General features: G+C 69.1%; 9 protein-coding genes and 1 riboswitch. Of the genes, 4 read left to right on the top strand and 5 right to left on the bottom strand.

What is annotated here, in order from left to right; translation table 11 throughout:
• Nucleotides 1–58 precede the first annotated feature (58 nt).
• Nucleotides 59–913, bottom strand: coding sequence for a hypothetical protein (locus tag ACW9TB_RS06610; RefSeq protein ID WP_350947629.1), 855 nt, complete (start codon nt 911–913; stop codon nt 59–61).
• A gap of 304 nt (nt 914–1217) precedes the next feature.
• On the opposite strand from ACW9TB_RS06610, the gene serA reads away from it, so the two are divergent.
• On the top strand, nt 1218–2807 hold the full coding sequence (gene serA, locus ACW9TB_RS06605) for a phosphoglycerate dehydrogenase (protein WP_472747025.1): 1590 nt from the start codon (nt 1218–1220) through the stop codon (nt 2805–2807).
• A 498-nt stretch (nt 2808–3305) separates the two neighbouring features.
• Here the strand turns inward: serA and ACW9TB_RS06600 are convergent, their stop codons facing one another.
• Entirely contained in the window at nt 3306–3920 is a 615-nt protein-coding gene (locus ACW9TB_RS06600) for a C40 family peptidase (protein ID WP_472747024.1), read from the bottom strand.
• Nucleotides 3908–4141, bottom strand: a riboswitch (cyclic di-AMP (ydaO/yuaA leader). It overlaps the preceding gene by 13 nt.
• Before the next feature lie 140 nt (nt 4142–4281).
• Here ACW9TB_RS06600 and ACW9TB_RS06595 point away from each other — a divergent pair.
• Nucleotides 4282–5328, top strand: coding sequence for a 3-isopropylmalate dehydrogenase (locus ACW9TB_RS06595; RefSeq protein ID WP_472747023.1), 1047 nt, complete (start codon nt 4282–4284; stop codon nt 5326–5328).
• A gap of 172 nt (nt 5329–5500) precedes the next feature.
• Nucleotides 5501–6595, top strand: coding sequence for a branched-chain amino acid aminotransferase (locus ACW9TB_RS06590; RefSeq protein ID WP_472747022.1), 1095 nt, complete (start codon nt 5501–5503; stop codon nt 6593–6595).
• A 108-nt stretch (nt 6596–6703) separates the two neighbouring features.
• On the opposite strand, the gene ACW9TB_RS06585 is transcribed toward ACW9TB_RS06590, so the two are convergent.
• A complete protein-coding gene (locus ACW9TB_RS06585; protein ID WP_472747021.1) occupies nt 6704–7291 on the bottom strand; it encodes a Uma2 family endonuclease in 588 nt (195 codons plus the stop codon).
• 102 nt (nt 7292–7393) lie between these two features.
• A complete protein-coding gene (locus ACW9TB_RS06580; RefSeq protein ID WP_472747020.1) occupies nt 7394–8047 on the bottom strand; it encodes an O-methyltransferase in 654 nt (217 codons plus the stop codon).
• A gap of 322 nt (nt 8048–8369) precedes the next feature.
• Here ACW9TB_RS06580 and cimA point away from each other — a divergent pair, with 322 nt between their 5' ends.
• Nucleotides 8370–9944 carry a citramalate synthase gene (cimA, locus tag ACW9TB_RS06575; protein WP_472747019.1) on the top strand — a complete coding sequence of 525 codons (1575 nt, stop codon included), beginning with the start codon at nt 8370–8372 and terminating at the stop codon, nt 9942–9944.
• Between the two features lie 214 nt (nt 9945–10158).
• On the opposite strand, the gene ACW9TB_RS06570 is transcribed toward cimA, so the two are convergent.
• Nucleotides 10159–11841, bottom strand: coding sequence for a heparinase II/III family protein (locus tag ACW9TB_RS06570; RefSeq protein ID WP_472747018.1), 1683 nt, complete (start codon nt 11839–11841; stop codon nt 10159–10161).
• Nucleotides 11842–12039: the final 198 nt, after the last annotated feature.

Raw genomic sequence — 12039 nt, 5'->3', positions numbered from 1 at the left:
CTCGCACCGCGAGGAGACGGCCGGGTACCGGCGTGTGCCCCCGGCGGACCGGCCAGGGTCAGTCGGTGACGTCCGCGCAGACCACGTGGGCGCCCAGCTCGACCATCCGCTGCTCGCTGCGCGCGTCGGCGACCCTGGCCATCAGGATCGGCGCCTCGCTCGCGGCGAGCTGCGGCAGCCGGGCGCGTACCCCGCGATGGATGTCCCTGACCACGTCCTCCGCCGCCGACATGTGCACCTTCACGTGCAGCATGATCCCCGGGGCGCCCGAGGAGGTGCTGGCCTCGGAGATCCACACGTGGTGGACGAGCGGGTAGTCGACGAGCAGGTGCGAGATCGCGGCGCGCAGCGCGGGCAGGATCGGGTGGTCGCACCGGCGGTATCCGGGGTCCACCATCTGCATCGGGCCCGACAGGTGCGGCCGGGGCGCCGGGATCCACGGCTGGGAGGGCGCGGCGGGCACCGGCGTTCTCTGCGGGCGCGCGGGCGCGGGCCGCGAGACCGTGGCCATCGCCCCGGTCGCGTACGCCGTCGGCGCCGCGCTCGACAACGCGGGCGTGGGGCCGCTGCGTGTCGAGAGCAGGTAGCGCTGGAGATCCTCGATCGGCACGGCCGCGGCCGCCGGGCCCGCCGCGTCGATCACGATCTCCCGCACGCCGGTGACGCGCTGGATGTCGAGGATGGTGTCGGCGTCGCACGCCGACAGCGAGTGGCTGCCACGGTGCCGCGCGTAGGTGTCCGCCGAGGTGTATCCGAGCAGGACACGATCACCGGCCTGGGTCGTGCCGAGCACGACGGAGCGGTCGGGTCGCACGGCAACCAGGAGTCCCCATTCGGCCAGCGCCGCAAGCAGCCGATGCGGGTCGCCGTGCTGCGCGAGCACGTTGCCGAGAGCGGGGTTCCCGATGCTCATATGAGGAACGATAGGTAGTGGACCACGGCTTATCAGGGTAATCGCGAAGTTTTCCTGGGATCAATACCAACTTGAATTTTGGGCGCATGAGATCTGTCAAGGACGGGTAAGCCCGCGTCCTGGGTCGCGAAGCCCCTCGCGGCCCTGGACCGTTCCGTGGTTTCCCCGCGTCTTTCCGGGCTTTCCGTGGCCTCTCCGGGCCTTGCGGGCGTCTCGGATCGCGGGACACTCGTGAACGCGTTCACAAGCGCCGATAGACTACGTGAGGTCCGTGCACCCTCACCGTCTAGTAAGGATCCAGCCTGTGAACAAGCCCGTCGTACTGGTCGCTGAGGAACTGTCCGAGGCCGGTCTCGCGGTCCTGGGCGCGGACTTCGAAGTCCGCCACACCGACGGCGCCGACCGTGCCCAGTTCCTGCCCGCCCTCGCCGACGTGGACGCGCTCATCGTGCGCAGCGCCACGCAGGTCGACGCGGAGGCGATCGCCAACGCTCCCAAACTCCGCGTCGTCGCCCGCGCGGGCGTCGGCCTGGACAACGTCGACGTGGAGGCCGCCACCAAGGCCGGTGTCATGGTCGTCAACGCGCCGACCTCCAACATCACCAGCGCCGCCGAGCACACCGTCGCCCTGATCCTCGCCTCCGCCCGCAACGTCGCCCAGGCGCACTCCGCGCTCAAGGGCGGCGAGTGGAAGCGCTCGAAGTACACCGGCGTGGAGCTCGACGAGAAGGTCGTCGCGATCCTCGGCCTCGGCAAGATCGGCCAGCTGGTCGCGCAGCGCCTCCAGCCATTCGGTGTCGAGCTGATCGCCTACGACCCCTACCTGCAGCCGGCCCGCGCCGCGCAGATGGGCGTCCGGCTGGTCTCGCTGGAGGAGGCCCTGAGCGAGGCCGACTTCATCACCGTGCACCTGCCCAAGTCCAAGGAGACCATCGGTCTCATCGGCGAGCGGGAGCTGCACGCGGTCAAGCCGAACGTGCGCCTCATCAACGTCGCCCGCGGCGGCATCATCGACGAGAACGCCCTCTACTCCGCGATCAAGGAGGGCCGCGTCGCCGGCGCCGGCATCGACGTGTTCCCGAAGGAGCCGGTCACCGACAGCCCGCTCTTCGAGCTCGACCAGGTCGTCGTCACCCCGCACCTGGGCGCCTCCACCCACGAGGCCCAGGAGAAGGCCGGCACCCAGGTCGCGCGCAGCGTGAAGCTCGCCCTCGCCGGTGAGTTCGTGCCGGACGCGGTCAACGTCCAGGGCGGCGCCGTCGCCGAGGACGTCAAGCCGGGCCTGCCGCTGGCCGAGAAGCTCGGCCGGGTGTTCACCGCCCTCGCGGGCGAGGTCGCCACCAAGCTCGACGTCGAGGTGCGGGGCGAGATCGCCTCCCACGACGTCCGCGTGCTGGAGCTGGCCGCGCTCAAGGGCGTCTTCACCGACGTGGTCGAAGACTCGGTCACCTACGTCAACGCCCCGCTGCTGGCCAAGGACCGCGGCGTGTCGGTCGAGCTGATCACCAGCTCCGAGAGCCCCGACTGGCGCAACGTCGTGACGGTCCGCGGCGTCCTCGCCGACGGCCGCGCGATCTCGGTCTCCGGCACCCTGTCCGGGCCGAGGCAGATCACGAAGATCGTCGAGGTCAACGGCTACCAGATGGAGATCGAGCCGACCGACCACCTGTCGTTCTTCACCTACACCGACCGCCCCGGCATCGTCGGCGTGGTCGGCCGCATCCTCGGCGACCACTCGATCAACATCGCCTCGATGCAGGTGGCCCGGGACGCCAAGGGCGGCAAGGCGCTCATCGCGCTCACCGTCGACACCGCCATCCCGGCCGAGGTGATCGACCAGATCGGCTCGGAGATCGGCGCCGACAGCGGCCGTTCGGTCGACCTCGCCGACTAGCCGTCCCACCGCAGTGGCCGCCGCCCCCGCGCCGGGGCGACGGCCACTGCTCGTCTCAACATGTGAGAAGTGCGTACGCCGGGCGAGACGGCGTTTCCGCGGCCAGGTAACCTGGAGTGAAATGCGCCAGGTTCTCGTAGTTCTTACCTGCCGCGGCGGGGCCTGACAGGGGCAGGCCGGCGACTCGCCGCGGTGCCGTGGCGCTTGCCGGCCCCAAGCCCCCGTCGCCGGTCCGTGATCCGGACCCGCGACATCAGGCCTGGTTGGAGTCCGGACCGGAGTCTCGACCACCTTCCTTGCTCGCATGCGACCGAGACGAGATTCGCCATGTACGACATGTATCCCTGGAACCGTCCCGACGAGACCGAGGACGAGGCCATCGACGCGCTCCAGACCGCTCTGGACCGCAGGGACAACGGCGGTGCTCCCACCCGCTGAACCCGTTCTCGCCGCCACCGGGATCCTCAGGACCTCCCGGGGGTGGTTCGCCGGCGTGTCTCATCCGCCGGTCACGACCTCGGTCGCGAGCTCGACCCGCTTGGCCAGCTGAACCCCCTGCGGGTCGGGGCGCACCGCGCCGGCGAAGGAGTCGCGGCGCCAGGAGTCGAGTTTCTCCTCCTTGACCACGTCGCCGGTCTGCGGGGCGTGGACCATGTAGCCGGGCTTCGTGATCATGCCGACGTGGCCGAGGCCGCTGAAGAAGACCAGGTCGCCGGGTTTGAGATCCTTCCAGGCGATCTTCTTGGAGAACGCGTCGTACTGGTCGTAGGTGACGCGGGGCAGTTTGATCCCGGCGGCGCCGTAGGCGCGGAGCATCAGGCCGGAGCAGTCGAAGCCGCCGTCGCCGTGGCCGGTGCCGCCCCAGACGTAGGGCGTTCCGCGCTTGGACAGGGCCCAGTTCACGGCCTTCTGCCAGGCGGGCTTGACGGCCGTGGCCTTCAGGGCCTGCTTCAACGCGGGGGTGTTGAGCGCGGCGGGCCCGGGGGCGGGGGGAGGGGAGACGGCCAGGGCGGCGGGCGAGGTCGCGAACACCGCGGCACCGGCGACGATCATTGAGGCGGAGATGGACAGGACGCGGGGGAGAACTGTGCCGGACAGGATGATTCCTTCCATAAGGCCGGCCGGGTGAGCTGTCGGGCTCGGGCGTGGAGGCCGCCCTACGGCGCGAGAACGCGCTGATTCGCCCCAAGGAATCCACGTGATGGCGAGCGGGAACGCGCTCCGGGGGAGGAGCGGGGTTCCCGGGGGCCCGGTGGATCCCGGAAAGAGTGGTTCCCCGGCTCCGTACGGGCCCGGTAAGGGGATGGCCCGAACGGATTAGGCATTGGTATGAATGGGAGGACCATAACGAAACCTCCCGAAACGGTCAATACCGAGCAAAGAAGGACAAAGCGATCAGGGGTGCCGCCGCGCGGACACGTCCGAGGAGTGAGACCGTTGTTCGATCACCGAGACGGACCGGTAGGGTGCCTGCATGGAGTCGCGTAACATTCGCCTGGCGGTCATCCCCGGGGACGGAATCGGAGTCGAGGTCGTCACCGAGGGGCTGAAGGTCCTCGAAGCGGTCGGCACGAAGGTGGAGACCACCACCTACGACCTCGGCGCCAAGCGCTATCACGAGACCGGTGAGACCCTGCCGGACCCGGTCCTCGACGAACTACGCGGATACGACGCGATCCTGCTCGGCGCGGTCGGCGACCCCAGCGTGCCCCCGGGCATCCTGGAGCGCGACCTGCTGCTCAAGCTCCGTTTCCAGCTCGACCACTACGTGAACCTGCGCCCGGTCAAGCTCTTCCCCGGCGTCCAGACCCCGCTGGGCAAGGCCCGCCCCGAGGACATCGACATGATCGTCGTCCGCGAGGGCACCGAGGGCCCGTACGCCGGAGCGGGTGGCGTCATGCGCCGGGGCACACCGCAGGAGATCGCCACCCAGGAGTCGCTGAACACCGCCTACGGCGTCGAGCGCGTCGTGCGCTACGCCTTCGACAAGGCGCTCGCCCGCCCCCGCAGGAAGCTGACGCTGGTCCACAAGACCAACGTGCTCACCTACGCCGGCGACCTCTGGGCCCGCACCTTCGACCGGGTCGGCCTGGAGTATCCCGACATCCAGACCGACTACTGCCACGTCGACGCGGCCTCGATGTTCTTCGTCAGCCAGCCGGAGCGCTTCGACGTGATCGTCACCGACAACCTCTTCGGCGACATCCTCACCGACATCGGCGCGGCGATCGCCGGTGGCATCGGCCTGGCGGCCAGCGGCAACGTCAACCCCGACCGCACCGCGCCGAGCATGTTCGAGCCGGTCCACGGCAGCGCCCCCGACATCGCGGGCCAGGGCAAGGCCGACCCGACCGCGACGATCCTGTCGGTCGCCATGCTCCTCGACCACCTCGGCATGGCCCAGGAGGCCGCCAGGGTCGAGCAGGCCGTCGCCGACGACCTGGTCGAGCGGCTGGCCGGATGGGCCGGCCGGACCACCCACGAGATCGGCGACGACATCACCGCCCGAGTAGCCGGCTGAGGAAGCCGCCTCCCTCGACCCCGACGCGCCTGGCGGCTCACCCGAGCCGCCAGGCGCGTTTTTGTTTCTCCAGCACTGCCGGTTTTCGGCATGGATGGAGTAGTTTCCCGTTACCCGGTCCGACGCAGAATGGACCAGAGGGTAAGCCAGACACCAAGAGAAGGATCCTGCGATGACCACCGCTCAGAAGCTCAGCTTCGACGTGCAGCTCTCCGACCACGCTCGCACCGCGGCAGAGCGCGAGCAGGTACTGGCGAGCCCGGGGTTCGGTCAGGTCTTCACCGACCACATGATCTCGATCGACTACACCGAGGGGGAGGGCTGGCACGACGCCAGGCTCGTGCCGTACGGCCCGCTCAGCCTCGACCCCGCGACGTCGGTCTTCCACTACGCGCAGGAGCTTTTCGAGGGACTCAAGGCCTACCGCCAGGAGAACGGCACGATCGTGACCTTCCGGCCGGAGGCCAACGCCGCCCGCTTCAACACCTCCGCGCGGCGGATGGCCATGCCCGAGCTGCCCGAGGAGACGTTCGTCGAGTCGCTGGAGCTGCTCGTCCAGACCGACCGCGAGTGGGTGCCGACCACCCCGGGGCACAGCCTCTACCTGCGTCCCTTCATGATCGCCACACAGCCGGCGCTCGGCGTCAACTACCCGTCCAGGACCTACAGGTACATGGTCATCGCCTCTCCGGCGGCGGCCTACTTCGGGGGAGGGAAGGCCGTGGCCGTCTGGCTCTCCACCGAGTACACCCGCGCGGCCCCCGGCGGCACCGGCTTCGCCAAGTGCGGCGGCAACTACGCGGCGGCCTTCGTGGCCCAGCGCCAGGCCGTGGAGCAGGGCTGTGACCAGGTGGTCTGGCTCGACGCGGGCGAGCACCGCTATGTCGAGGAGATGGGCGGGATGAACCTGTTCTTCGTCTACGGCGACCGCCTGCTGACCCCGGCGCTCACCGGCACGCTCCTGCCCGGCATCACTCGCGACTCGATCCTCTCCTTCGCCTCCGACCTCGGCCTGCACGCCGAGGAGGGGCGCCTGTCGGTCGAGGAGTGGCAGCGAGGCTGCGAGACGGGCGAGCTCACCGAGGTCTTCGCCTGCGGCACCGCCGCGGTCGTCACCCCGGTCGGCTCGGTCAAGGGCGCCGACCGCGCCTGGACGATCGGCGACGGCACCCAGGGACCCGTCACCTCGAAGATCCGCGAGGAACTCGTGGGCATCCAGTACGGGACCCGCCTTGACCCGCACGGCTGGGTCCACAAGATCTGCTGACCTCGTACGGAGGAGGCCCGGCCGCAGTGTCCCGGGGTTCCGCGTGTCCGGACGGCTCCGTGGAGGAGGCCCGGCTTCCCACCGGGCCGGGCCTCCTCCCGGGCGGGTCTATCCGTCGATCAGCTTGCCGGTGTCGATCGTGAGATTCCAGGGCGCGGGAAGCTCAAGGGGCTTGCCCAGTGACTCGGTGATCTCGTCGGCGTATCCCTCCGGGCTTGGACGGCTGAGCAGCCTGAACCGGTTCGCGAAGGTGTCGACGACCAGGTAGAGCGGGACTCCCGCGAGCGCGCAGGCCCGGGGTTTGACCACGTGGTCATCGTGACCGCTGCTCGGGGAGACGACCTCGGCGACCAGCAGCGTGGCGTTGGCGTGCACGTGGCTGGGATCCCAGAGGGGAGGATTGGGGGGAACGACGATGAGGTCGGGCTCGATGCGGTCCGCCTGCACCTGCAGGAGGAGTCTGGCCTCCGGATAGACACGCCATCCTTTCTCCATCGCGAACGGTATGAGCTGCGCCATCAACTGGTAGACGACATCGGCGTGGGCGATCGTGGGCATCTCCCTCACCACGATCCGGCCGCTGAGGAGCTCGATCCGATGCTTCTCGAACCGGTCGACGAGCTCCAGGTAGAGACGTTCGAGCTCCGCCTGATCGGTGATCTGGTAGGTGGTCGATCTCTCCATGAGCAGTCCCATGAGGTCATCCTTCCCTCCGCGCGGGTGGGCGCAACGTGTTTGGCATGTCGCTTAAAGTAATCGGAAAGGTTTCCGCCCGCCCGGGATTCGGGAAAGTTCTCGTCAGTGCTTTCGAATCATGGTGAGGCCGTCGGCGATGGGAAGCATGATCGAGGTGACCCGCTCGTCGGCGCTGACCATGTCGTTGAACTCGCGGATGTGCCTGACGGTCTCGTCGTCCCTGGTGGGGTCGGCGACGTGGCCGCTCCACAGGGTGTTGTCGACGAGGATCACCCCGCCGGGGGCCAGGCGCGACATGAGGATCTCGTAGTAGACGGGATAGTTGACCTTGTCGGCGTCGATGAACGCCAGGTCGACGGCCGGGTGTTCGGGAAGCTCGCGCAGCCGCTCGGCCGCGGGGCCGATCCTCAGCTCGATGCGGTCGGCGACCCGCGCCTTGTCCCAGTAACTCCGGGCGACCGCCGTCCACTCCTCGCTCACGTCGAAGCAGGTGAGCCCGCCGCCGGGAGCGAGCCCGCGGGCGAGGCAGATGGAGGAGTAACCGGTGAAGGTGCCCACCTCCACCGCGTTCCTGGCGCCGCCGAGCTGGGCGATCATGGTGAGGAAGCGCCCCTGGTCGGGGGAGATCTGCATCGACGCGCTGTCGCCGGTCATCTCGCGGGTCTCGACGGCGAGCGCGTCGAGGACGTCGTCGGGCTGGGTGGTGTGCGCGAGCAGATACTGCCCCACGGTGGGGTCGAGATAGGTCGCCTTCATGGAGCCCATTCTCGCCCGTGCCGGACGGCGGCGTGGGGTGATCCCAGGTCCTGGCCGGTCCGTGTCCGGCCTTGTCCGGCCCGTGTCCGGGCCGGGCCGACGCGCCGCAGGTCTCGGATCCTGAGATCGATGTGTCAGATGGTGTCGGCGTGTGGCAGACTCCGAAGCATCATGTTCTACGGTCTGCTCATTATCGGCAGGCGCGCTGGCTGAAAAGGGACACCGCCAGCGCGCAGACCTCTCACGTCCGTGAGGGGTCATTTTTGTTTCCAGAAGCCGGATGAGCGCGCGGCGAATCATCGAACCCGCGAAGGAGAATGACATGGCCGACGATCGTTTCCACGTGTACGACACGACTCTCCGTGACGGCGCCCAGCAGGAGGGGCTCAACCTCACGGTGGCCGACAAGCTGGCCATCGCGCGTCACCTGGACGGTCTGGGCGTCGGCTTCATCGAGGGAGGTTGGCCCGGCGCCAACCCCAAGGACACGGAATTCTTCAGGCGCGCTCAAACAGAGCTCGACCTGAAGCACGCGCAGCTCGCCGCGTTCGGCGCGACCCGCCGGGCAGGTGTGAAGGCAGCCGACGACCCGTTGGTGGCCGCGCTGCGCGAATCCGGCGCGCCGGTCGTGACCCTTGTCGCCAAGAGTCACGACCGGCACGTGGAACTGGCACTCCGCACGACCCTCCAGGAGAACCTCGCGATGATCCGCGACACGGTCTCCCACCTTCGCGCGGAGGGCCAGAGGGTCTTCCTCGACGCCGAACACTTCTTCGACGGCTACAAATCCAACCCGGACTACGCGCTGGAGGTCCTGCGCACCGCCGCCGAGGCGGGCGCCTCGGTCATCGCGCTGTGCGACACCAACGGAGGCATGCTCCCCGACGAGCTGGCCGAGGTCGTGCACGCGGCCGTCGGGACGTCGGCCAGGATCGGCATCCACTGCCACGACGACACCGGGTGCGCGGTCGCCAACTCCCTGGCCGCGGTCAAGGCCGGAGCCACCCACGTGCAGGGCTGCGCCAACGGCTACGGTGAGCGCTCGGGCAACGCCAACCTGTTCACCGTGGTGGCCAACCTGCAGCTCAAGCGGGGATTCGACCTCGTGCCGAGGGAGGCCCTGGCCGACATGACCAGGATCGCCCACGCGATCACCGAGGTCACCAACGTCATCCCCAACTCCCACGCCCCCTACGTGGGCGTCTCCGCCTTCGCGCACAAGGCCGGGCTGCACGCCAGCGCGATCAAGGTCGACCCCAACCTCTACCAGCACATCGACCCCGCCGAGGTCGGCAACGACATGCGCATGCTCGTCTCCGACATGGCCGGACGCGCCTCGGTCGAGCTCAAGGGCCGCGAGCTGGGCTACGAGCTGCCCTCCGACACCTCGCGGGAGCTGGTGAACCGGGTCAAGGAGATGGAGTCGAGGGGGTACACCTTCGAGGCCGCCGACGCCTCCTTCGAGCTCCTGCTGCGCGACACCGTCGCGGGCGAGAGCAGGCGCCACTTCGAGGTCGAGTCCTGGCGGGTGATCGTCGAACGGGCGCGAGGCGGCGAGGTCGTCAGCGAGGCCACCGTGAAGCTGCACGCCAAGGGGGAGCGGATCGTCGCCACCGGCGAGGGCAACGGCCCGGTCAACGCCCTCGACCGGGCCGTACGGCTGGGGCTGGAGCGGCTCTACCCCGAGCTGGCGGAGGTCGAGCTGATCGACTTCAAGGTACGGATCCTGGAGGGCACGCACGGCACCGACGCCGTCACCCGCGTGCTGATCACCTCCAGCGACGCGGCCGGGGAGTGGTCCACGGTCGGCGTCGACGAGAACATCATCGAGGCCTCCTGGCAGGCGCTGGAGCAGGCCGTCACCTACGGACTCCTGCGCGCGGGCCACACCGCCTGACATCCGTCCCCGCCGCTCACGCTGAGCCCCGGCGTGAGCGGGCGGGTGCCGGGAGGCACCCGCCCGCGTCGTCATCGCCGGGGAGAGGCCCCGGAGAAGAACCTTCACGAGCACCGACGGAAATCGCCGGGGGTACTTTCATGAGCCCCGGCGGGAAACCGCCGGAGGGGCTTTTCGCGACCCGGTGAGTCCCCGCCGGGAAACCGGCGGGAGGTCAGGAGAGGTTGGCGCCGCTGACGCGGAAGCTCACCCGGCCCTCGGAGGTCTCCAAGCTGACCTTGCCGCCGGAGCAGGAGAGCGACGGCCTGCCGGTGCCGGGCACCACCACGGTCAGCACGGCGTCGCCGGAGGCCGGTGAGACGACCGCGGGGGCGGGGTGTCTCTGCAGGTAGGCGGAGGAGACCCAGCCCTGGTACGGGTTCTTCTGGCCGCGGACCACCTTCAGCCCGGCGACCGGACGGCAGGACGGCATCGAGACCTGGACGAGCGTCGCCTGCCAGCCCGCCTTGTCCTTCACCACGACCTGTCCACCGCCACCGCTGGAGACGGTGGACAGGTCGCGGGAGAAGTGCCAGACGTTGCGGACCTTCGAGCCCTTGGGGACCGTGTCCAGCACGGCCATCACGTCCTGGCCGTGGTTGACGAGCACCGAGCGGGTCCTGGGCACGCCGTAGGCCCTGTCGGTCAGCCGGTAGCTCTGCCGGTCCGCCCCGATCGAGGATTTGCTCAGCGCGGTGGCGGTTTTGCCGCGGAACTTCGCCCAGGCGACCATCGACGTGTTGTGTGCCTCGGGGGACATCGTCCAGTCGCGGTAGCCGCTGTTCTCGTACGAGTCGAATCCGGCGTCGACCAGGACGTCACGGCCCTGGGCGTAGTAGGTCACGCCCAGGTGGTCCTCGTGGCCGTGGTACTTCACGCCGGGCCCGAAGCGGATGGAGTAGAACGCCGACTCCGGCTTGTTCCAGGCGGTGCGCCCGTAGACGTAGCCGCCGCCGAAGACCCGTACGGTCTGCTTCGGGTGGCTGTAGCCGACCGGCCGCACGTCCGCGCCGCCGTCGCCGATCGGGACCATGAACCCGTCGGGCTGGGTGGAGTGGGAGATGAAGTCCTCCAGCGACTCCCAGCGCCGGGAGATGTCGCCGGGCACCTTCCGCTTGCAGGACCTGATGTTGTCCATCGCGACCTTCAGGCGGTCGTAGACGTAGATCGCGTAACGCGGGGCCTGCTCGCGCAGCACTCCCTGGGAGTCGACGTCGAGCTTCACGGTCTCGGTGAGCCGCCTGATCGCGAGGCTGGACCACTGGTCGCGGCCGTAGCGGCAGCCGATGCCGAGCAGCGCGATGTCCTGGTCGATACCGTGGTTGTGGCCCTTCTCGTACAGCCTCGGGTCGGAGAGCATCTTCGCGTGCTCGGCCAGGCTGCCGGAGAGCCACGACCCGCTGACGTGCTTGCTGAGGCAGACCAGCGCGGGGGCGCGCAGCGCGATCGGGTGCTCCTGCCAGGCGTACTGGCTGGTCCCCGCGCCGCCACGGGGGTTGTCGGCCACCCAGTCCTTCGCGATCTCGACGGCCCTCGTCAGGTACGCCTCGTTGCCGTTCGTCTCGTAGTCGGCGACGAGACGGCCCATCCAGCGCAGCGAGTGGAAGACCATGCTCCACGAGCGGTTCCGGTAGGGGTCGGTACGCCAGTCGACGTCCTTGCCGACCTTCACCGGGTCCAGATCGAGGAAGTCGACCTCGCCGTTCATGATGTTCGCCGCCGTCGGGGTGGCGGGCAGCCAGTCGCCCTGGCACTCGGCGGTGCGTTTCGCCTCCCTCGCCTCCGCTGTACCGGCTGTGAAGCCGCAGGTCATCAGGAGGGTGACACAGAGAGCGAGTGCTTGTGTGCGGCGGCGCACGCCAGTTCCTTCCGGGCCGAACGAGGGGGGCGGATCATGCTGTCCGAATCCCACCAAACCGGTCAAGCTGGGTGGGTCCCTTCTGGAACATCGTTAGCAACTAGATGCGGGTCTCCCAGTTTCCTCACAGCGTTCACAGTGTTCACCTGGTTCACGGGGGCCACAGCGTCCGAGCCGCTCTCCGTCCTCGCGGTACGC

It is taken from the genome of Streptosporangium sp. H13245, from assembly GCF_055690525.1.
This window is presented reverse-complemented; position numbering and strand designations above follow the sequence as displayed.